This window comes from Spirulina sp. LEGE 11439 (assembly GCF_059821285.1).
The window spans coordinates 161,545-181,456 of sequence record NZ_JCAMRX010000004.1; the positions used below are offsets into that span (position 1 = coordinate 161,545).

Here is a 19,912-nt window from a genome sequence, read left to right on the forward strand (position 1 = left end):
ACTTTCATTTTTTATTAAGAGGAGAACCCAAGATGTTAGCATTGCTACGAAAATTGAAAGCGAGAACGATCGCTTTATTAACTTTAGCGGCAGCGATTTGTTTTACTGCGATCGCTTGTGCTGGCGGTGGATCTGCTCCGCAAGCAGAAGGCGGCGGCGAAGGAATTAATCCGGAAGTGGTTGTGGATTATATTCACACGGTATTATTAGCAGACAGAACCGCTTATACAAAGCATGTTGTTAATCGCTTGCAAACCCTTGAAGGACAACCCAAAGAAGATGGAGTTGTTCCCGCAGAAGCAACGGAAGGATGGAAAGAAACGGGAGGTGTTCCTCTTCCCGCACAGATGTTCCGTTTGGGGTCGGAAATTGCTGCTGAAGAAGGAACATTTACTTATGGTTTGATTTCGCCTTGGAATATTAATGATTCCCAAGCACCGAAAACAGACTTTGAAAAAGAAGCAATGGATAAGGTTATTGAAACAGGGGAAGCCTACAAAGATTATCAAGAAATTGGCGGTCAAAAATACTTTTCCGCCGTCTATCCCGATAAAGCTGTAGCTGAGGCTTGTATTACTTGTCATAATACTCATCCTATTCATAAAGAACGCTATCCTGACAAGCAATTTGAAATGGGAGAAGTGATGGGAGGAGTTGTGATTAACTTGCCGTTAGAAGGAACTTAATCCAAATTAATATGGCAATAGTTTTCTGAAATTTGATAGGGACGTTGTTGGCAACGTCCCTTACTCTTAATAATTGAGCGATCGCAGACAAAATACAAATCTCAGAGTTGTACAATGAAGCCTAAATTTTCTACTTTAATTATTTTGACATTATTGGCGGCGATTTTACTGATTCCTTTTATCTTCAGTCCCAATTATTTACCTTATCTGCGCGATCGCGCTTTTGAGAGCCATCTAATTTTACAAGGAGAAATATACAAGCAAGTTACAGGATATTTTTCCTTATTATTTATTCTCCTAGAAATGCTTTTGATTGCTCGCAAACGCGGGCGGACTTGGCTAGTTAAAGTTAAACTTCCCGGATCTTTACAATTGTGGCGCAGTTGGCATATTTTCCTCGGTATTGCACTGTTAGGAACTACTTTAATACATACCATCGGATCGCGAGGTTTGAATTTTAATGCTATCTTTCTTTGGGTCTTTTTTGGAGTTACGCTTTCAGCTTTGGTCGGTGCAGTTGCCGAGACAGGAGTGTTAGAATCTTCTCAGCGTTATTTTGGTTGGGTACCACACGATACCAAAGAAGTTCATAAGAGCCGTTTTCTGATTTCTAAAGCGGCACTCATTCGCAATCTTCGGGCTTGGTGGCTAAATACTCATATTTTTCTTGTTGCTATATTTTGCGTTATGCTTGTTTTTCATATTTTTCTTGCTTATTATTATCAGTAAACAGTTATTAATTTATCGTAAAGGAGAAGAGAAAAAATGTTATACTTATTAATTTCCCATTATTTTAAGATCGCGATCGCAATCTTACTCTGTTTATTTCTCAATAGTTTATTTTTTGTTCCCAATGCCCGAGCTGGATTATTTTCGAGTTCTTCTTTAACGGGTTTAGTGACGATGAAAAACATGGCAGAACATTCTATTCCTTACGATCTGGCAATGAAAAGCGATCGCGCCACGGTTCTAGAATTTTATGCCAATTGGTGTACTACCTGTCAGGCAATGGCACCAACAATGGAGAATTTAGAATCAGAATATAGACAAAAAGTCGATCTTGTAATGCTCGATATTGACGATCCGCAATGGGTAGATATTATACAAAAATATCGCGTGACAGGAGTTCCTCAGTTTACTTTTTTAGATCGCGATCGCAATATTCAAAAAACCTTGGTAGGAAAAGTGCCGCGATCGATTATGACTCAATATTTCACAGCCTTAAAAAATGGAGTACAATCAGAAGTAAAAATCAAGGAGTAAGAATTGCAGAACTTATTATTTGTATGCAGTCGAAATCAGTGGCGCAGTCCAACGGCTGAAAAAATTTGGCGGAATACTAATGAGGTTAAAGTTCGTTCCGCAGGAACCAGTCATAAAGCCCGCAAAACAATCTCTGCTTCAGATTTGCGTTGGGCTGATTTAATCTTTGTTATGGAAAAGAAACATAAAAATCAACTGCAAGCAAAGTTCTCAAGATTATTGAAAAACAAACCCATTCATGTACTAGATATTCCAGACGAGTATCGCTACATGGATGAAGAACTCATTGAGTTATTGAACGCAGCCGTAACTCCATTTCTGATATAGTTTAATCGCCTTATAAAAATAAAGGAAGAATGGACAAGCAAAAAGAAATTCTCGCGCAAACCATGTCGTTTCTCATGTCAATTCGTCCCGAGAGTGATTTGGGGAAATTATTAAACTTTTGCTTAGCAACGAAAATAGAACCCGAACAAACTGGAAAAACTGCTTATGAAATGGCGTGCGAACTTTTAGCACATCCAGAAAATTTATCGAATTTCATTCAGGATGCGATGGAAAGTGACGGTGAATATACGCCAGAAGAATACGTGGCAATGGGAGAAATTCCTACACGAGACCCAGAAGCATTCATGCAGAAAATATTTGCAGAATTAGATCGCATCGAACTGTAAAGCAGGCATTAATAATTGTTCATTGAAATGAGATTGCCTGTTTCAATGCGCCAACAGCGATCGGCAATTTTAGCTAACCCTTCTGCATCATGGGTGACGATTAATAATGTCCAATGCTGTTTTAATTTCTCTAACAATTTCACCACTTGACGGCGGATCGACCAATCCAAACCCGCCGTCGGTTCGTCCAACAATAAAATATTGGGCTGACGGATTAATTGTACAGCGAGAGCAAGACGGCGTTGTTGTCCGCCACTGAGAACATGGGGAGGAGTTGAGAAAGAAAGATGATCTAAACCGACCTCAAACAAGGCGGCTTTGACTCGTTCCAATCCTAATTCCGGATGGCCGAGACGCAACTCTTCCAACATCGTTCCCCCGCAAAAATGTCGTTCGGGAAACTGAAATACCAAACCCGCGAGATACTGTAAATCGTAAGCGTCTAGTTCTCTTTCCCCCCAAGCAATTTCCCCTTGGGTGCGTTCTGCCAGTCCCGCCAAAAGTTCTAAGAGAGTCGATTTTCCCGAACCACTCGGACCGACAATTAAACCGAGTTCTTGTGGGGCGAGTTTTAGGTTCACATTTTTGAGAATAGGGGTAGGGGTTGCAGGAGGATGATAGGTTAAGTCTTTCAGGTATAACATTAATGAGAAAAAATGTAAGATAAATTATAAACATTCCGAACATTAACCTATAACAACACATCTTTTAAAGCACTCTCAACCTTCGATAAGCTCTTTTTAAGTCTTTGGGGATGTAAGGAAGTATTTCGTCAATCGAACAGTTCAGTTTTTTGGAGAGGGTTACGAGAGTCTCGTCAAGTTGTTTGGGGTCGTCGGGAATGTGAACTATGATATCGCAAACTTCCCTTCCTGTTGCTTGACAGATCTGGTTGAGGGTCTCAAACCCAATCCCGTTGGCTTTACCCTGTTCGAGTTTGCCAATAAGTTGTTGGGAGCGATCGCTTAACTTGGCCAATTTTTCGTGTTAGTCAAATTCTGTTGTGGATTTTCAACAAACTGTCGTTTACAGTCTTGACATTTATAATTTTGCTTACCATTATGAATCCGACCATTTTTGACGATTTTTTACGAAATTGTCAATGTGGGTAATGTGCTTGTAAGAAGGCTTCGGCTTCGGCGCGATCGCGAATTACGCCATCGAGGGTGGCATAGAGCAAATCGTCCAACATGGGTTTGTATTGCGGGCTGGGTTTGTAGCCGAGTTGTTTGAGATCGTTGCCGTTGAGAGGCGCAACGACTTGCGACCAACAGGTTAAATAACACCAAATTTTGCGACGGGTGCTTCTGGAGGTTTGGACCACTAGCAGGGCTAATAAGGGAGTTTTATAATGGCGCAAGGTTTTCACGATCGCGCTGGGGCGATCGCGGGATAAGTCCGCCAGATCGGTTGTAATTTGTTGCTTGAGGGCAGTAAAACGACTTAAGCGTTGAATGCTATCGGCATTGAGTTGTAAATTCTCTGCAACGCGGACGGCGGCGGCGGAGGGTAAATTCGATAACAGCATTTCTAGACGCATTTGCCAATGAACGAGACCATTTTTGGGATCGAAGCGACGCAAAGTGCGATCGAGAAAGCGAATTTGCCACCACAACGCTTCATCTAATTTTAAAGTGGGATGCAAACAACGCAAGGCTCCTAAAGAAGCGATTAATTTTAAGGCTGGGTACCAATAAGGCGCTTGGAGAATGTATTTTAATTCCGTTTTTAAACGCGTGGTCAGGGCGGGAACTTTACGATCGCTGCGAGGGCGATCGTAAACGCCGCTTTCAATGGCATAGCGAATATAGTCTTCGGTTTGGGGTTCGAGGGTAAATCCCAAGCGGACGGCAAAACGGACGGCGCGATAAATGCGGGTGGGATCTTCAATAAAACTGTTGGCATGAAGCACGCGAATGTGACGCGATCGCAAGTCCGAAAAACCACCAAAAAAGTCTAATAATTCTTGCGATCGCGGTTCGGTCAGTCGCAAAGCTAGAGCATTAATCGTAAAATCTCGACGATACAAATCTTGGCGCAGATCGCTAGCTTCCACTTCGGGATTCGCGGCAGGATAAGGATAAAATTCAGTTCGAGCCGTCGCAATATCCAGCGCCAAAGAACCATATTCTGGGTCTTTATGCCAAAGCAGAGCCGCCGTCTGGAATGCGCCGTGAACCTCCAACCGTACTGCCGGATAGTGCTGTTGCAACACCTTGGCCAATTCTACTCCCGCCCCGGTTTCCACTGTCTGATGAAACCCATCCACAACCAAATCGATATCTTGAATTTGGTTATTAATTATTGGTTGTTTAATGGGTGACGGGTGACGGGTGACGGGTGACTGTAACAACATATCTCGGACTGCACCACCCACAAGATAAAGATGCCAGCCTCGTTGTTCCGCTTCTTTGGCCGCTAGATTGAACAAATTGATAATTTGAGGAGATAAAAGCGATCGCAAATTGGGAAACTGTTTGTTTTGGACGGAGAAGCGATCGCCATTGGCGGATAACTGTTCGCTGTCGATTGCCTGTCGCAAAACATCCGTGCGAGTCACGATCCCCACCAAGCGATCTCCCTCGAGAACAGGCAAGCGTCCCACGTCATAGGTCACCATAAGAAGCTCGATTTCTGGCAAGAGAGTTTCAGGGTTCAGGGTTCTTAGGTTGCGACTCATGTAGCCTTTTACGGGGGCATGAGCAAAACCGTGACGCAGGGCAATATCTAAATCCCGACGAGAAATGACCCCCGCCAAGTAATCTTGCTCATCCACCACGCATAGCCCAGAATGTCCGTAACGCAATAAGATCCGTTGTGCCTCGGCAATAGTCACGGTGGGGCGAATAGTCCGGACGGGAGAAGACATCAACTCTCGGGCGGTCAAGGGTTGGGGAATTTGCGCGATCGCCTTCTCCACCAACTCTTGCAAAATCCGCTCGCTATCGCGATTCTTCACATTAACTGCAGCCGCTTGTGGGTGCCCGCCTCCTTGCAACGGTGCAAATAATCGCGCCACATTCGTCCGAGGAATACGCGATCGCCCAATCACAGTTAATCTTTCCTCGCCTTCATTACGGCGAAAATATCGCCCCCCCAATAATAAGAGATCCGCCTCAGTTAAATCGATTAAACGCTCCGCTAAACTGGATAACCCCGGCATAAAGCGATCGGTTGACAACAGCACCCAAGCCACGCAATACCCAAAAACCTCGCGTCTCTTCAGTTGTTCGATCGCTTCGGAAAACAATTTTTGCAGTTCGCGAGACAGCCCCGGTTCAATATAATCTCGCAAGGCCTGCCCGATAATTCCCCGCTCCATCAACCACGCGAGAGCAAGGGCATCCCGTGGGGTCGTTTGTTCGCTAGTGAGAGAAGCCGTATCCACATGAATGGCCAAAGCCATCACCGTTGCTTCTGGCGGCGTTAAGGCCATATTCGCTTGTTGTAATTTCTCGACAATTAACGTTGCCGTCGCCCCCACCGCTTCGATTTGCGCGGAGGTTGCCAGAATGTCACTTTGAGTATCGAGATGATGATCGTAAACTTCAATCGCCTCGAGATGAGGAAGATCCAGCCATTCTGCCGCAATCCCCAAGCGATCGCGTTTTTGGGTATCCACCACGCAGATCGTTTGAATTTGCTTGAGATTAACGCTGCGCCGTTCAATAGTGGCAAATTCGTCTCGATATAATGCCAAAAAATCTTTGACCCCTTGGTGCGCCCCTCCAGTTAAAACCAGTTTTGCCCCCGGTTTCAACCGCGTCAGTCCGACTGCTGCCCCTAAAGCATCAAAATCCGCCGTTTGATGGCACAAAATAATATCCACGTTCTTTACTCCTGCTAACCCCATTTTCATTTTCTCCACTCCCTACTACACCCTACACCCCGCATCTCGATCTGTTGCGAATTGATGAAGGGGACAAGATTTGGTTCAATAGGAGAAGAATTAAAAAACATTAAGAAAACTCAAATTTTAGAGTTTTTGTCATTTATCAACGTCTTGGGAGAATTAGCAGATGTTTATCCTCTTTGAATTGGCTCTAGCTGCCTTAGTGTTCATGTCTTTGGTCATGGTCATTGGCGTACCCGTCGCCTATGCCACCCCGCAAAACTGGGAACAGTCCAAGTCATTAATCTATCTCGGCTCGGGGGTTTGGGCTGTATTGGTCGTTCTGGTCGGCGTACTGAATTTTCTGGTCGTTTAATATTACGGGTAATAGACAGCAGGAGAAAAAATCGCGATCGCGAACTCTTCAGAGTCTATTACCCACTCCCCATTACTCATTACTTATCACCCATCATCCATGACAGTTTTTGAAGGAACATTTCACCGCGATCCCTCAACATTACGCTTTGCCTTGGTTATCGGTCGTTTCAATGACTTAGTAACGGATAAGCTCTTATCGGGATGTCAGGACTGCTTAAAGCGTCACGGTATTAATGTCGATCCGCAAGGCACTCAGGTCGATTATTTTTGGGTACCCGGAAGTTTTGAACTGCCAATGGTTGCGCGGCGCGTTGCCCTCTCCGGTCGCTATAATGCCGTGATTTGTTTGGGAGCAGTCATTCGCGGACACACCCCTCATTTCGATTACGTGGCAGCAGAAGCGGCGAAAGGCATTGCAGCAGCAAGCTTTCAAACGGGAATCCCCGTGGTTTTTGGCATTCTGACTACGGATACTTTGCAGCAAGCTCTCGAACGAGCGGGAATTAAGAGCAATTTAGGCTGGAATTATGCTTTAAATGCCCTTGAAATGGCAAGTTTAATGCGAGAAATTCATCGCGAACTCCCCGCCCCAACTTATCCCTATCTCGATAGTCCGACTTCTGATGCGCCTCCCTCTCTGCCGGCTAAACCGACAGAATAAGCTGGAAAGATCGGGAAAAATTGACAAATCATCGATCGCGTGTAATACTAAAAAGGCATGGTTAAAACGCGGGTGTAGCTCAGTGGTAGAGCGCCACCTTGCCAAGGTGGATGTCGTGAGTTCGACCCTCATCACCCGCTTAACTAATACGGAAATATTTACACGGTATGTAGCCCTAAATTTAGGGCTACATGTTTGCTGTATTACTTTTCCCAATCCTTACCATGCAAGTCTTTATTCAAATTTGCATGAAATTGCGATCGCGCTTCAAGCGCTAAAACGAATTTTCAAATAATCTGACTCCATCTTTGCTCCGGCTGGCTTTAACGCAGCCAACGCATGAGGTAACACCAAATTACGGCGATGATTACCGATGCGAATATTTAATTCATCGCCCGTTTTATTCAACTGAATTTGATCTTTCGTCATGCTGGGTAAATATAATTCTAAGCTGTAATATTCTCCTTCTTGAACCACCCGTACAGTATTTTCTTGGTAATAGACCTGCGACGGATCTTCATCTGTGTATAAAGTATCTTTCAATCTTTCTAAGGCTTCAATGCCGCACATTTCCTCAGAATATAAAGGCACTTCTTTTACGGGCAGAGGATGAAAATTCTCATGAATTTCTTGTCTATAAATTTCCTGATTTTCTTTCCAGCGTTTGAAAAAAGGATCGCTCACTTCTTCTGGGATAATGCGATTGGCAATAATTAAATCCGTGGCAACATTATATAAACTTAAATAGGCATGAGCGCGTAAGGATTCTTTAATCACCATTTTTTCGGGATTCGTCACCAACCGTACTGACGTTTGGGTATTATCTGTCAAAATCTTTTCTAAGGCTTCAATCTGTTCGTAAAACTCGTAAGGCGCATCCATCACCTCACTATCCGGTAAAGAAAATCCAGCAATAGGTTTGAAAAGCGGTTCTACAAGAGGACGCAAGGCGACAGACATTGTTTGTAACGGTTTATAAAATCTTCTCATATACCAGCCTCCCACTTCCGGAATGCTGAGGAGTCTTAATGCCGTTCCCGTTGGGGCAGAATCCACAATTAAAACATCATATTGGCCCTCATCATAGTGGCGTTTCATCCGCACCAGCCCGAAAATTTCGTCCATTCCGGGGAGAATTGCCAATTCTTCTGCTTGTATGCCGTCGAGACCCCTTGCCTGTAAAACCTGAGTAATGTAGCGTTTCACTGCCCCCCAATTGCCTTCTAACTCCATCAGCGCATCTAATTCAGCCCCCCAGAGATTCGATCGCACGGGTTGGGCCTCATGTCCGAGTTCCATATCGAAACTATCGGCGAGGGAGTGGGCTGGATCGGTACTCAGGACAAGGGTTTTATACCCCAATTCCGCACAGCGCAGCCCCGTTGCTGCTGCAACTGAGGTTTTGCCAACGCCGCCTTTCCCTGTCATCAAAATTACGCGCATGAGGTCGATCCCATCTGAGAAGTTCGTTACATTATTTTAACTTAGGCCTGGGAAATCGGGGAAAAATGCTGTTTGAGAACCTCGAGGCGGGAAATATTCCAGTAATCTATGTGAGAAATAATCAGATTTTCGCGATTGACTTGGAGTTCGCTGCGTCCGGGGATGGTAATGCGGGGTTGCCAAGGGAGAGGAGTCGTCCAACTTAAAGTCCATTGGCTGTGAATGGTATCTTGCGATCGCGTCATTTGGTGCAATTCTAGGTCTATATTTTTGAACCACTGCGCCATAAAAGCAATGGTTTTTTGGTAGCGATCGCGTCCCTGAAATTCATTCATCGGATCTTTAAAATAAACATCCGTCGCATAAATGCTATAGGTTTGATTATCGGGAAAACGCTGATAGTCTTCTTGGAGAATTTCGAGAATATCCATAATTTAGCAATTGGCTACGAACAATAATGAAAGACCTTCAAAAATCAAATCTGAGTTAAAGCGATCGCTAAAATTAAACCAGAAAACGATCGCTTTTCATGGCAGCGATCGCAAGATTAATCGCTCGCTCACCTTGATTTCTTTCTGTTGTAAATCTTTACATCCTGCTTGACAGTAAATGAGCCGCAAATTACATTGATGGGAGAAAAATCTCAGTAATTTCTCTGAGGAGTAGGTGCAATGGCTGGAGAGAGAGGGCAACTTTTACCGATCCTAATAGCGATCGCGATTTTAAGTTCGGGAAATGCAGTCTTGGCACAAGCGATCGTGCCAGAGAATGGGAGTGAGACTTCTATTACAGTTGATGGCGATCGCTTTAATATCAACGGTGGTGAGTTATCGCGAGACGGACGGAATTTATTTCACAGTTTCGAGCAGTTTGGCATCGATGCGGGACAAATTGCCAACTTTCTCGCTGCTCCCGATATTCGCAATATTTTAGGTCGAGTGATGGGCGGCGATCCCTCATTGATTAACGGTTTAATTCAAGTGACAGGGGGGAATTCCAACCTATTTTTAATGAATCCTGCAGGGATTGTTTTTGGGACGGGGGCCAGTCTCAATGTTTTGGGAGATTTTACGGCGACGACTGCAACGCGGATCGGGTTGGGGAACGAGTGGTTTAATGGTGTTGGAGATAATGATTATCAAAGTTTAATCGGCGATCCGACTCACTTTGCTTTTGATTTAGCACAACCCGGAGCACTTGTGAATGCAGGGGATTTGCAGGTTGTGGGAGAGGGAAATCTAAATTTATTAGCAGGTGAGGTTCTTAACTTGGGAACGATTGCCGCACCGGGAGGAAATGTAACGATCGCGGCCATTCCGGGGACAAATTTGGTACGCATTTCTCAAGAGGGAACGATCCTGAGTTTGGAGATTCCTCTAGATGCTTTGCTAACGGGGATTACAGGGCGTGATCTGCCGGAATTATTGGCACCGGAAGCGAAGAATATCGCCCAAGTAACGCCAACGGATCTGCAAAGTGCAGGTTTGCCGATGAATGCGGGAGATGTTTCCCTTGCAGGGAATGTAAGCGGGGAAACAGTGCATCTGGCGGTGGCAAATCGGGTGCGGGTTGCACCGTCTCTCGTGCCTTGGGTGAGTACGGGAGATGGAACTTATAGCGCCCCAACGGTGACGTTATTTCCTCAAGATGCTTCTACACCCCTCACTTATACTTTTATTGATGCAACAGTGGAAGATTATCAAGATTTACTCTATGGCGGGCGATCGGGTACGGTTTCGGTGGTGGTAACGCCGGATGAAAGCGGAATTTCAGCGATCGGCGATCGCCTTGCTACAGTAGCAGAAACGGGGCAAAAGGTGGATGAGGTTCATATTGTGGCAGAGGGAAACCAAGGGAATTTTTGGTTGGGTCGCGATTTTGTTTCGGTTGATAATCTTGATGATTATCGCGATCGGTTGCAGGAGTGGGGAGAGTCTTTGAGTGGGAATGCAGATATCTTACTTTACAGTTGTTTGACAGCTTTGGGACATACAGGGCAGTTATTTATAGAAAGTATCGCTGCGGAAACAGGTGCAGATGTTGCAGCATCAATTAATTTAACAGGTAATGCTGCTTTGGGAGGAGATTGGGTTTTAGAGGCGAGTACGGGAAACATTGAGGCATCTGAAGGGTTTGCGTCGGGAGTTTTGGACAATTATGAAGGGAAGTTGGCAACATTAACGGTAACGACAGTAGCGGATACGGTAGCTACAGATGGTCAGGTTTCGTTACGGGAAGCAATTAACAATACGAATACAGATACAGATACAACGGGAGGGGATGTTGGTGCGGGAATTGGCGATGATAAAATTCGTTTCGATCCGGGAGTGTTTGATGGGAGTCAAGGCGCGATCGTGCTGACCTACGGACTCGATCCAGATGGAGAAACGGATTTAGATATTGATGTCAATAGTGGAGATTTGGAGATTTCAGGGGCATTTGGTGCATCTAATGTTGTTATTGATGGCAATCAAACATCGCGAGTATTTGAAATTACAGGCAGCAAAACGGTAACATTAGATAATCTAACAATTACTAGAGGTAGTGTTAGCGTTGGCAATAATGGTGGTGGAATTCAGCTTTCAGGATCAGGAAACCTGAATATAACCAACAGTACGATTTCAGGCAATTCGGCTGGAAGTGAAGGTGGTGGAGTTAGCCTTTCATTATCAGGAAATCTGAATGTAATAAATAGTACAATTTTAGATAATTCGGCAGGTATTCAAGGTGGTGGAATTGATACTTTTAAATCGGGAAATTCAACTTTAACTGATAGTACAGTTTCAGGAAATAGGACTGGTGGTCACGGTGGTGGAATTGATACTTTTGAATCTGGAAATTTAACTCTAGTAAATACAACTGTTTCGGTAAATTTAGCTGGAGGACATGGTGGGGGAATAGGAACATCAAGTTCAACAAGTAATTTAATTCTCCGAAATAGTACAATTTCGGGGAATTTTGCTGGCGATTATGGTGGTGGCATTTGGAGCGATCATGTAGATAATATTATTGAGAATAGCACGATTGTTAATAATATAGCTGATGTTGATAACAATGGAACTGGTAATGGCGGTGGTATTCATCGTGCTGGTACGAGTATCTTTAATATTATTAACACCATTGTTGCTGATAATTTCACTGGCACAATAAAAAACGATCTTGGTGGAGATTTTACTGGAACTACTTTTAACTACAATGTGCTTAGTAATACTTCCATTTTTACTAATCTTTCTTCGGGAACTGGCAACCTAATCAATATAGATCCTCAACTTGATCCCTTAGCTAATAACGGTGGTCTAACAAAAACTCATGCTCTTCGTTCTAATAGCCTTGCTATTAATTCCGGAACAAATATAGGTTCGCTAACAGAAGATCAACGAGGATTCTCTCGAGATAATTTTATCGATATTGGTGCTTTTGAATTTCTATCTAATCAAACTGCTAATCCAACATCGAATCTAGCTAATAATCCAACCAATAATATCATCCTTAATTCTAAAACTCTCTCTCAACCTCAACCAATTTCTCATTCTACTCCTTCTTCTAATATCGATCTTTTTCCTTTTTCTATTTTTGTTAACGATAATTCTATTCCGATAATTACTGATAACTGGCTTTACGATCCATCACAAAGTCAAAATGAATTGTTAGAAATAGCAATCAGAAGAACAGGACACGAACAAGGATTTACTATCAAAAATGAGAATAGTACTTTAACTTGGGAAACTGAAGATGGATTCTTTGAAGTAAGTTTAGATAGTGCTTACTACAATTCTCGATCGGGTAGAGTTGAAATTAAATTGAAAACACTCTTTATTGCAAATAATCTCAATGAAGCGGTTAGCGCGATCGAAGAATTATTTACTGAGGAATTTGCAGAAGAGGTGATTGATAGTACAGATGAAGAAGAAACCGTTGAAAATATCCGCGCAACTCTCAAAAACATTGCCAGAGAAACTGGAACTAACGCCGTTATTGTTTATGCCCTTTCCTTCCCCGAACAATTAGAACTGCTCCTTGTCACTCCAGAAGATCAAATCATTCGCAAAACTATTCCCGCAGCAAATGCCACAGCACTGCGAGAAACCGTCAGAGATATGCGGAAAACTATTACAAATCCTCGCCGTCCGAGTGCTTATCTCCCTGCATCCCAACAGCTTTATAATTGGCTCATTTCTCCTATCGAATCCGAACTCGAAGGACTCAACATCGATACTCTTGTCTTCAGTTTAAACGCTGGACTGCGAACCATTCCCCTCGCCGCCCTACACGATGGCGAACAATTTCTCGTCGAAAAATATAGCTTGGGTATCATCCCTAGTGTTAGCCTCACGAATACCAGCTACCATTCCTCGCAAGATGCCCGCATTCTTGCAATGGGTGCATCTGAATTCGACGAACAAGAACCCTTACCCGCCGTCCCTGTTGAATTATCCTTAATCGCCGAACAATCAACCGACGAAACCACATTTCTCAATCAAGATTTTACCTTTGACAACCTCAAAATCAACAGTCAGAACGGAGAACGGGATATCGTCCACCTTGCTACCCATGCTGATTTTCGACCCAGTGACAGAGATGGCACTTATATCCAATTATGGGATGAACAAATGGATATCGATCGCTTGCGAGAATTAGACTGGAAACAAGAAAATCCTATTGAATTACTGGTTTTGAGTGCCTGTCGCACGGCATTGGGAGACTTAGATGCAGAATTAGGCTTTGCGGGTTTAGCGGTCAACACTGGTGCTAAATCTGCATTGGCGAGTCTGTGGTATGTTTCTGATGGCGGCACCTTAAACCTCATGGGGGAATTCTATCGCCACCTCAGCGATCCTGATGTCACCATTAAAGCCGAAGCCTTGCGACGAGCGCAAATTGCTATGATTCGCGGCGAAAACCTCGATGGTGAATTCTGGCAAGAAATGTTGCAATCTCTCGATCTTGACAGTTCCAGCCGATCGCTACTAGAACGATTCCAAAATCGCGATCTCTCTCATCCTTACTATTGGAGTGCTTTTACTTTGGTGGGTTCACCTTGGTAATTTCAGTTATCAGTTATCAGTGGAGGGAGCGATCGCACCTGTTTATAATTAAAAGAAAATCCCGCGATCGCATTAAAAAACCATGTCCGACCAACAAACCATTGAAATTAGCGTTAATTCCGAAGGAAGAACTCCTCATCCCCATATTACTAAAACCCCCGGAATTTGTGGTGGAAAAGCCGTCATTCGCGGCACGCGCATTCCCGTAAAAGTTTTGGTGACGCACTACCAAAACCAAGAAACACCGGAAGAAATATTAGCAGGATTTCCGCAACTTTCTCTCGCTCAATTTTACGATGCCCTGAGTTATTACTACGACAATCAAAACGAGATAGACGGTGATCGCAAAGCCGAAGAACTCTCGCAAATTTGCGATCGCTTCAACTTAAAAATCGATGCGAATGGTAAACTTTCTCCTCAATAAGAACGCAAAAAATGTCAAATGATGCCGATTTATACATTCGCCTTTACTTGGACGAAGACGTACATGGAGACTTGGGCAAAGCACTTCGACAGCAAGGATATGATGTTCTTAGCGTCAATGAAGCCAAACGAAATGGATTATCCGACTTACAACAGCTAGAATTTGCGATCGAACAAAATCGTACGATTTTTACATTTAATACGGTTGACTTTATTGAATTACATTTGAGCTATTTAAGTCAAACGCGATCGCATTCTGGAATTATTGTTTCCAAGCAAATCCCCATCAAAGAAACAATCCGTCGTTTGCTGGTATTACTCGATCGCATGAGCGCTGAAGAAATTCAAAATCAACTGTATTGGTTGCCTATATCTTAATACAACGATGGATAGTGCGATCGCGCAAAATCAAGGCAAACTATCGGGATCGACCCCTAATTGCAAAAGGCGATCGCGTAACTGTTGATTTTTCTCTCGTTCCTCCTGTACACTGGCTTCGGCGCGATCGGCTCTTTCCTGTTCGAGATCGGCTCTTTCCTCTCCCGTTAGTAATAAATTCCCCTCATCATCCCACCACCGTAACCAAGGTAATTCTAAATTTTGATATCGTCCTTGCCAAATTCCCAATTCTATGCCTAATGTCTCGATAGGAAAGTGTCCTCGAGCGTTGGGAGAAAGCAGTTCGTAACGATCTCTCACTAATTGATAAACCTCCACTCGTTCTCGCCTGACTTCATAAATGCCATAGTATGCAGGTCGAATTACGGTCTCATACACCCAAAATTTCCCTTTCCAAGGCGTTATATCTCGTTCTTCCCTACCATTGCCTGAAACAAACTCTAAAACGATTTGCGGCGGAATAATTTCTCGCCACAGAACATAAGAGCGACGTACTTGCCCCTCTAAAGTAGGGGGGACATGGGGAACGTAAAACCAATCGGGGGCTTCTGCACCATCTTGCGGGGGATCGGTCATGCGCCAATAAATACCGCTATCTTGTCCAATACAATACTGTCCGTCAGGATGACGGCGATCCAAGATAGGACGGATCGAAGTGGTGAGGAGGATACTTTGAGGGTGTTCTTGAAAATTCTTCACAAAAGTTCCATCTTCACAGGGAAGTTGAGTATGGTCAAGTATAGGGATAACCGTTTCGGAAAAAGTCATGGCCGCAAACAATTCGGTTAAGAATAATTGTATCATAACAAATCATTCACGCTTGCAATTCAAGCGATCGCAAAAGAGCAAAAAAATGCAGAAAATGGAAACGGTTTTTCAACGCGATCGCTGGTTATTTCCACTTTTAATGGGGTTAACCAGTCGCGGTTTAATAGTCTTGGCAATGGTGGTTATTGCACCCTTACTTGATGTTCCAGATGGTGCGAGAAGCGTCCCTCAAGGTTGGGATGTATTTTTTGCTTGGGATAGTGCAGCCTATCATGCGATCGCGGTTGAAGGCTACAACTATATTAATGATGGTCAGGGTTATAATGTTGCTTTTTTTCCTTTGCTTCCCCTCTTAACAAAATTGGTCATGGGTTTAGGTTTACCTTTTGCTGCTGCTGCAACATTGGTGAATAATTGTGCTTTTTTAGGGGCGCTATTCATTCTCTACAATTGGCTAGAAAGCTATCAAGGAAAAAATGTGGCGCGATGGTCAACCGCAATGCTTGCTTGGTGTCCATTTTCACTTTTCGGAACGGTAATTTATACAGAAGGATTATTTTTATTATGCAGTACGGCGGCTTTAGCTGCATTCGATCGCCAGCGTCATTTTTTAGCCGCATTTTGGGGCATATTAGCCACGGCAACGCGCATTACTGGACTGGCCCTCGTCCCCGCATTTTTAGTGTTGGCATGGCGCAAACGTCGTCCTTTTCCTGCTTATCTTGCCAGTTTTATCGCCAGTGGTGGCTTGATTTTATATAGTTTATATTGTTGGCTGCAATTTAACGAACCTTTAGCTTTTCTCAAAGTACAAAAAGCATGGCAACCCGAACAAGATTTTTTTGGTCAGGGATGGCTCGTTATGTTCGGTCAAATTCTTTTTGGTCATGCCAATATGAAGTCTGGAACGCTAATCGATCCTTGGCATCCTTTGATTATTTTTACAGTTGGTATTCTCGGTTTCTTATTATGGAAATTTCGAGATCGCATTCCTTCTATCGGGGTCGATTTGGGATTGGGTGTATTATTTTTAGCTTTATGGTTAATTGCTGGAGATCCTTTTCTGAATACTGTTATGGTTTTAGGGGGAATTTATTTGCTCTGGCAGACTCGCAAGAAAATGCCGGCGATCGCGCTACTTTATGCTTTTTTTAGTTTTTGTATTATCTTTAGTTCCGGTCGGACGACTTCAGCAGAACGCTATGTTTACGGGATTGTTTCAACTTCTATTGCTTTAGGAATCTTTCTCCAAAAGTATCCACGTTGGGGATATGCGATAACAGTCTTTTTTGCAGTATTATTATTCTTGTTTGGACTGCGTTTTGCTCAACATCAATGGGTTGCGTGATTGAAAATTAGATGCGATCGCATCACTCCAATCATCTTGATTTAACAAGATTCAGCAATCACTCTAACTGGCGCACCTCCAGCCTGAAATTTGATCGGATATGCCATAATGCGAAAAACAGGTACATCTAATAATTGCTCTAAATTAGTCAGGTTTTCAATAATCAGCACATCGTTTCCTAAAAGAATTTTATGAATGAGAAAAGGAGAGCGATCGGGACTGGGGGAGTCGAGTCCAACCATATTGATTTTTAAACTAACAATCTGCTTGGCTAAAGTTATTGAAAGTTCTGGATAAGTTGTATAATAGTCGGGATCGCGAAACTTTTGAGAATATCCCGTGCAAAATAATAAGATATCTCCTTGTTTGATATCGCGATCGCGCAAAACATCTATCTCTATTTTTTCCCTTCCACGAACATCGATTAAGTGTCCTCTTCCCGAAAATTTACTCAGAGAAAGTTCCGAGATATATTTTCCCCCTGCAATAATATGAAGAGGCGCATCCATATGAGTCCCGACGTGCAAACCCGATTCAATTTTGCGATCGTTAAATCCATCTTTTTCCAGAGAGGCGATTTGATAGAAATTGACACAAGGATCGCCGGGGTAAACGGGCATATTGTCATTAAATGTATGCGTTAAATCGAATAGTTTACTCATTATTCACTCTGTCACTTCTTTTAAGATTTTCAATTGTTATGCCAACAATTTTGGCACAAAACTAAGGTAAAATGCGATCGCAATATCATTTTAGCAATATCATTTGAATCAATCTATTCACTTTCTTCTCGCATGAATTATCTCGCCCATTTATTTTTAGCAGAAGATACCCCCGAATCTAAAATCGGAAACTTGTTGGGGGATTTTGTCAAGGGTTCTTTAGAAAACTATACCAATATTTATAGCCCGGAGATTATTCGCGGTATCCGACAACATCGAAAAATTGACGCTTTCACCGATACTCACAAGATTTATTGTCGCAGTAAAAAGCGAATTAGTCATAATCAAAGACATTATTCGGGGATAGCGATCGATATTTATTACGATCATTTTTTGTCTTTACATTGGTCTCAGTTTTCCTCGGAAAATCGAGAAGAATTTATTCAGAATATCTACAAAATTTTACAAATAAATTCAGAAATCTTACCGGAGAATCTCAAATTCATCCTTCCTAGAATCCAAAAAGAAAACTGGTTGAACACTTATCGAACTTTGGCCGGAATTGAATTGACGTTAACTCGTATTTCGCGACGATTTAAGCGAATTAATCCCCTCGATCGCGCAGGACTCGATCTTCAAGAACATTATCAAGACTTAGAACGAGATTTTCTGGAATTTTTTCCAGAACTCATCGCGTACATGAGGCAATTATGCGATCGCTAATCCTCTAATTTTCTTCAAGTTTTTGTTTCTGACGAGACTCCCTCCACATCGGAATTGCAATCCAAGCTGCAATTCCCAATAATGCTAAAAAACCCAATTGTGCCGCCCAATTTGCCAATTGATGTAAAGGAACGACTTGTCCGACAATATAGGAAAACGTTACTGTCACTAATGCCCAAATGACAGCACCACCAAAATTACACAGTAAAAATTGAGGATAAGGCATTTGCGTAATGCCGGCTAAAGGACCGGCAAAAATTCGCAACAGTGCTACAAATCGTCCAAAAAATACAGCTTTCGCCGCATTTTTACTAAATTGATTTCTAGCTTCTGTTAAGTGTCGTTCGGGAATGTGAAAAAAGCGTTCGATGCGTTCTAATAAAGATAATCCACCCCATCTTCCCAACCAATAACCAAAATTATCGCCGAGGATTGCGCCTCCCATCGCGCTAACTAAAACCCACTGATAATTGAGTTCGCCACTTCCTGCCAAAAACCCTCCAACAATGGTAATTGTCTCTCCCGGTATGGGAATTCCAGTATTTTCCAAAGAAATTCCCAGAAAGACCACCCAATAACCGTAATGACGAGCAAGTTCTTGAATCGTCTCTAAGGAAAAAATTTCTAACGACATAGAGAGAATTTTTAGAAAGATTTTATTTTCTTTCTCTATCTTGACGGGTATAGGCGGGAGATGTCAATCAAGGAAGGTAAAAGCTCGTGATAAAATCTAATCAACAATGCGAACGCCAATGACACTCCCGTTAAAGTTATAACTTTGGCCGTCGAGTTCCACCGTCTTGCCAATTTTGATTTGATTTTTACCCAAGACTGCCCCATTATCGGTAATCTGAGCTTTTCCAGTTAACGTAATGAGTAGATCGGTGCTGAAAGCATCTGCAGAAGTGCGCGGATCGGGGATCGTTTTGACAGAGCCATCGGGTTGCGTCACAATAATTTGTCTTTCCAATAATTCTATTTCCTTAATCTCCACCGAGCCGCTAGGTTGGTTGCGAATGATAATATCAGTCTTTCCTGCTTCCTGCATTTCTTGCAGAAGTTCGTCAGGATTTTTAACGCTTAATCCTCGCACCACGACATCAACTTCAATGGGTTTCGTTGAGGTAACTTGTGCTAAAGATCCTGATGTTCCGGGGACAAAAAAGATACCAATAATGACGCATAGAATAACTAAAGCCGCTCCCAAGTCAAGAATATTGAGTTTGCCAAATAAGCGCCCTTTAGAATCGATAATGTTCATTGACTGTTTTATGAAATTGCAAGACTTATTGAAGATTATCAGCGATCGCACCTCAAATGGCGATTTTAAAAGCCAACAAATATGAGAGAAAAAAAGAGGGATGAGAAAAAAGAGGAAAATGCGGAACGCGAGACTTGAACTCGCACAGGATTATCTCCCACTAGAACCTGAATCTAGCGCGTCTACCAATTCCGCCAGTTCCGCAGGTCACAATGCAGTAAACTATTATGCCACAAATATTAAAATTTTTCAAGATTGCCCCGAAGACTTATCTCGATGGCGGAAAACAAGAAACATTGAAAGAATTTTAGTGCGATCGCAGAAAAATGAGATCGAATATACCATT

The 19,912-nt window shown here is 43.0% G+C and carries 21 protein-coding genes, 2 tRNA genes and 1 pseudogene; 13 read left to right on the forward strand and 11 right to left on the reverse strand.

Annotated elements, in window-relative coordinates; genetic code table 11:
* Positions 1–32: 32 nt before the first annotated feature.
* The 5 genes from AC6RV6_RS04420 to AC6RV6_RS04440 all read left to right on the forward strand — a co-directional run bounded on the left by AC6RV6_RS04420 (position 33) and on the right by AC6RV6_RS04440 (position 2,623).
* Positions 33–686: a Tll0287-like domain-containing protein gene (locus AC6RV6_RS04420; RefSeq protein WP_500239217.1), complete on the forward strand. Its 654-nt coding sequence runs from the start codon at positions 33–35 to the stop codon at positions 684–686.
* A gap of 114 nt (positions 687–800) precedes the next feature.
* Complete coding sequence (locus AC6RV6_RS04425) at positions 801–1,415, forward strand: hypothetical protein (protein WP_500239219.1); 615 nt, start codon at positions 801–803, stop codon at positions 1,413–1,415.
* 36 nt (positions 1,416–1,451) lie between these two features.
* The gene (locus tag AC6RV6_RS04430) at positions 1,452–1,949 is read left to right on the forward strand and encodes a thioredoxin domain-containing protein (RefSeq protein ID WP_500239221.1); all 498 of its coding nucleotides are present in this window, start codon (positions 1,452–1,454) and stop codon (positions 1,947–1,949) included.
* A gap of 3 nt (positions 1,950–1,952) precedes the next feature.
* A complete protein-coding gene (locus tag AC6RV6_RS04435) occupies positions 1,953–2,276 on the forward strand; it encodes a low molecular weight protein tyrosine phosphatase family protein (protein WP_500239223.1) in 324 nt (107 codons plus the stop codon).
* Positions 2,277–2,305: 29 nt separating this feature from the next.
* On the forward strand, positions 2,306–2,623 hold the full coding sequence (locus tag AC6RV6_RS04440; RefSeq protein ID WP_500239225.1) for a hypothetical protein: 318 nt from the start codon (positions 2,306–2,308) through the stop codon (positions 2,621–2,623).
* 8 nt (positions 2,624–2,631) lie between these two features.
* Here AC6RV6_RS04440 and AC6RV6_RS04445 read toward each other — a convergent pair whose 3' ends face one another.
* The 4 genes and pseudogenes from AC6RV6_RS04445 to AC6RV6_RS04460 form a co-directional block, all read right to left on the reverse strand.
* On the reverse strand, positions 2,632–3,267 hold the full coding sequence (locus AC6RV6_RS04445; RefSeq protein WP_500239228.1) for an ABC transporter ATP-binding protein: 636 nt from the start codon (positions 3,265–3,267) through the stop codon (positions 2,632–2,634).
* Between the two features lie 64 nt (positions 3,268–3,331).
* The gene (locus tag AC6RV6_RS04450; RefSeq protein ID WP_500239230.1) at positions 3,332–3,601 is read right to left on the reverse strand and encodes a helix-turn-helix domain-containing protein; all 270 of its coding nucleotides are present in this window, start codon (positions 3,599–3,601) and stop codon (positions 3,332–3,334) included.
* A 20-nt stretch (positions 3,602–3,621) separates the two neighbouring features.
* Positions 3,622–3,708: pseudogene (locus AC6RV6_RS04455) on the reverse strand (IS1/IS1595 family N-terminal zinc-binding domain-containing protein); the annotation flags it as partial.
* A 14-nt stretch (positions 3,709–3,722) separates the two neighbouring features.
* Positions 3,723–6,452 carry a CBS domain-containing protein gene (locus AC6RV6_RS04460; RefSeq protein ID WP_500239346.1) on the reverse strand — a complete coding sequence of 910 codons (2,730 nt, stop codon included), beginning with the start codon at positions 6,450–6,452 and terminating at the stop codon, positions 3,723–3,725.
* 190 nt (positions 6,453–6,642) lie between these two features.
* Between AC6RV6_RS04460 and psbZ the strand changes: the two genes are divergently transcribed.
* From psbZ to AC6RV6_RS04475, 3 genes are all read left to right on the forward strand, one after another.
* Positions 6,643–6,831 carry a photosystem II reaction center protein PsbZ gene (psbZ, locus tag AC6RV6_RS04465; RefSeq protein WP_500239233.1) on the forward strand — a complete coding sequence of 63 codons (189 nt, stop codon included), beginning with the start codon at positions 6,643–6,645 and terminating at the stop codon, positions 6,829–6,831.
* 99 nt (positions 6,832–6,930) lie between these two features.
* Positions 6,931–7,494, forward strand: a complete 564-nt coding sequence (gene ribH, locus AC6RV6_RS04470; RefSeq protein ID WP_500239235.1) for a 6,7-dimethyl-8-ribityllumazine synthase — start codon at positions 6,931–6,933, stop codon at positions 7,492–7,494.
* A 68-nt stretch (positions 7,495–7,562) separates the two neighbouring features.
* Positions 7,563–7,634: transfer RNA gene (locus AC6RV6_RS04475), tRNA-Gly, on the forward strand.
* Positions 7,635–7,761: 127 nt separating this feature from the next.
* On the opposite strand, the gene AC6RV6_RS04480 is transcribed toward AC6RV6_RS04475, so the two are convergent.
* Together AC6RV6_RS04480 and AC6RV6_RS04485 are read right to left on the reverse strand one after the other, a co-directional pair.
* Positions 7,762–8,937 carry a TRC40/GET3/ArsA family transport-energizing ATPase gene (locus AC6RV6_RS04480; RefSeq protein WP_500239238.1) on the reverse strand — a complete coding sequence of 392 codons (1,176 nt, stop codon included), beginning with the start codon at positions 8,935–8,937 and terminating at the stop codon, positions 7,762–7,764.
* Positions 8,938–8,978: 41 nt separating this feature from the next.
* On the reverse strand, positions 8,979–9,368 hold the full coding sequence (locus AC6RV6_RS04485) for a C6orf136 family protein (protein ID WP_500239240.1): 390 nt from the start codon (positions 9,366–9,368) through the stop codon (positions 8,979–8,981).
* A 240-nt stretch (positions 9,369–9,608) separates the two neighbouring features.
* Between AC6RV6_RS04485 and AC6RV6_RS04490 the strand changes: the two genes are divergently transcribed.
* The 3 genes from AC6RV6_RS04490 to AC6RV6_RS04500 all read left to right on the forward strand — a co-directional run bounded on the left by AC6RV6_RS04490 (position 9,609) and on the right by AC6RV6_RS04500 (position 14,783).
* Positions 9,609–13,982 carry a CHAT domain-containing protein gene (locus tag AC6RV6_RS04490; protein ID WP_500239242.1) on the forward strand — a complete coding sequence of 1,458 codons (4,374 nt, stop codon included), beginning with the start codon at positions 9,609–9,611 and terminating at the stop codon, positions 13,980–13,982.
* A gap of 82 nt (positions 13,983–14,064) precedes the next feature.
* Positions 14,065–14,406 (forward strand): DUF433 domain-containing protein, encoded by a 342-nt coding sequence (locus AC6RV6_RS04495; protein ID WP_500239243.1) that lies wholly within the window; start codon positions 14,065–14,067, stop codon positions 14,404–14,406.
* 11 nt (positions 14,407–14,417) lie between these two features.
* Entirely contained in the window at positions 14,418–14,783 is a 366-nt protein-coding gene (locus AC6RV6_RS04500; protein ID WP_500239244.1) for a DUF5615 family PIN-like protein, read from the forward strand.
* 30 nt (positions 14,784–14,813) lie between these two features.
* On the opposite strand, the gene AC6RV6_RS04505 is transcribed toward AC6RV6_RS04500, so the two are convergent.
* Entirely contained in the window at positions 14,814–15,572 is a 759-nt protein-coding gene (locus AC6RV6_RS04505) for a Uma2 family endonuclease (RefSeq protein ID WP_500239245.1), read from the reverse strand.
* Between AC6RV6_RS04505 and AC6RV6_RS04510 the strand changes: the two genes are divergently transcribed.
* Entirely contained in the window at positions 15,571–16,920 is a 1,350-nt protein-coding gene (locus AC6RV6_RS04510; RefSeq protein ID WP_500239246.1) for a hypothetical protein, read from the forward strand. The genes AC6RV6_RS04505 and AC6RV6_RS04510 overlap by 2 nt on opposite strands.
* Positions 16,921–16,961: 41 nt before the next feature.
* Here the strand turns inward: AC6RV6_RS04510 and AC6RV6_RS04515 are convergent, their stop codons facing one another.
* Positions 16,962–17,582, reverse strand: a complete 621-nt coding sequence (locus AC6RV6_RS04515) for a cyclase family protein (protein ID WP_500239247.1) — start codon at positions 17,580–17,582, stop codon at positions 16,962–16,964.
* 33 nt (positions 17,583–17,615) lie between these two features.
* Between AC6RV6_RS04515 and AC6RV6_RS04520 the strand changes: the two genes are divergently transcribed.
* A complete protein-coding gene (locus tag AC6RV6_RS04520) occupies positions 17,616–18,305 on the forward strand; it encodes an acyl carrier protein phosphodiesterase (RefSeq protein ID WP_500239249.1) in 690 nt (229 codons plus the stop codon).
* A 4-nt stretch (positions 18,306–18,309) separates the two neighbouring features.
* Here the strand turns inward: AC6RV6_RS04520 and AC6RV6_RS04525 are convergent, their stop codons facing one another.
* The 3 genes from AC6RV6_RS04525 to AC6RV6_RS04535 all read right to left on the reverse strand — a co-directional run bounded on the left by AC6RV6_RS04525 (position 18,310) and on the right by AC6RV6_RS04535 (position 19,770).
* Complete coding sequence (locus AC6RV6_RS04525) at positions 18,310–18,939, reverse strand: DedA family protein (RefSeq protein ID WP_500239252.1); 630 nt, start codon at positions 18,937–18,939, stop codon at positions 18,310–18,312.
* A gap of 96 nt (positions 18,940–19,035) precedes the next feature.
* Entirely contained in the window at positions 19,036–19,566 is a 531-nt protein-coding gene (locus AC6RV6_RS04530; protein ID WP_500239254.1) for a DUF4330 domain-containing protein, read from the reverse strand.
* 119 nt (positions 19,567–19,685) lie between these two features.
* Positions 19,686–19,770, reverse strand: a tRNA-Leu gene (locus AC6RV6_RS04535).
* Positions 19,771–19,912: the final 142 nt, after the last annotated feature.

Excerpts from the sequence above, each read along its gene's own strand:
- AC6RV6_RS04490 (WP_500239242.1), top strand. The coding sequence starts at position 9,609 with ATGGCTGGAGAGAGAGGGCAACTTTTACCGATCCTAATAGCGATCGCG.
- AC6RV6_RS04445 (WP_500239228.1), bottom strand. The coding sequence starts at position 3,267 with ATGTTATACCTGAAAGACTTAACCTATCATCCTCCTGCAACCCCTACC.
- AC6RV6_RS04510 (WP_500239246.1), top strand. The coding sequence starts at position 15,571 with ATGGCCGCAAACAATTCGGTTAAGAATAATTGTATCATAACAAATCAT.
- psbZ (WP_500239233.1), top strand. The coding sequence starts at position 6,643 with ATGTTTATCCTCTTTGAATTGGCTCTAGCTGCCTTAGTGTTCATGTCT.
- AC6RV6_RS04525 (WP_500239252.1), bottom strand. The coding sequence starts at position 18,939 with ATGTCGTTAGAAATTTTTTCCTTAGAGACGATTCAAGAACTTGCTCGT.
- AC6RV6_RS04500 (WP_500239244.1), top strand. The coding sequence starts at position 14,418 with ATGTCAAATGATGCCGATTTATACATTCGCCTTTACTTGGACGAAGAC.
- AC6RV6_RS04425 (WP_500239219.1), top strand. The coding sequence starts at position 801 with ATGAAGCCTAAATTTTCTACTTTAATTATTTTGACATTATTGGCGGCG.
- AC6RV6_RS04485 (WP_500239240.1), bottom strand. The coding sequence starts at position 9,368 with ATGGATATTCTCGAAATTCTCCAAGAAGACTATCAGCGTTTTCCCGAT.
- AC6RV6_RS04530 (WP_500239254.1), bottom strand. The coding sequence starts at position 19,566 with ATGAACATTATCGATTCTAAAGGGCGCTTATTTGGCAAACTCAATATT.
- AC6RV6_RS04480 (WP_500239238.1), bottom strand. The coding sequence starts at position 8,937 with ATGCGCGTAATTTTGATGACAGGGAAAGGCGGCGTTGGCAAAACCTCA.
- AC6RV6_RS04440 (WP_500239225.1), top strand. The coding sequence starts at position 2,306 with ATGGACAAGCAAAAAGAAATTCTCGCGCAAACCATGTCGTTTCTCATG.
- AC6RV6_RS04505 (WP_500239245.1), bottom strand. The coding sequence starts at position 15,572 with ATGACTTTTTCCGAAACGGTTATCCCTATACTTGACCATACTCAACTT.
- AC6RV6_RS04495 (WP_500239243.1), top strand. The coding sequence starts at position 14,065 with ATGTCCGACCAACAAACCATTGAAATTAGCGTTAATTCCGAAGGAAGA.
- AC6RV6_RS04420 (WP_500239217.1), top strand. The coding sequence starts at position 33 with ATGTTAGCATTGCTACGAAAATTGAAAGCGAGAACGATCGCTTTATTA.
- ribH (WP_500239235.1), top strand. The coding sequence starts at position 6,931 with ATGACAGTTTTTGAAGGAACATTTCACCGCGATCCCTCAACATTACGC.
- AC6RV6_RS04515 (WP_500239247.1), bottom strand. The coding sequence starts at position 17,582 with ATGAGTAAACTATTCGATTTAACGCATACATTTAATGACAATATGCCC.
- AC6RV6_RS04430 (WP_500239221.1), top strand. The coding sequence starts at position 1,452 with ATGTTATACTTATTAATTTCCCATTATTTTAAGATCGCGATCGCAATC.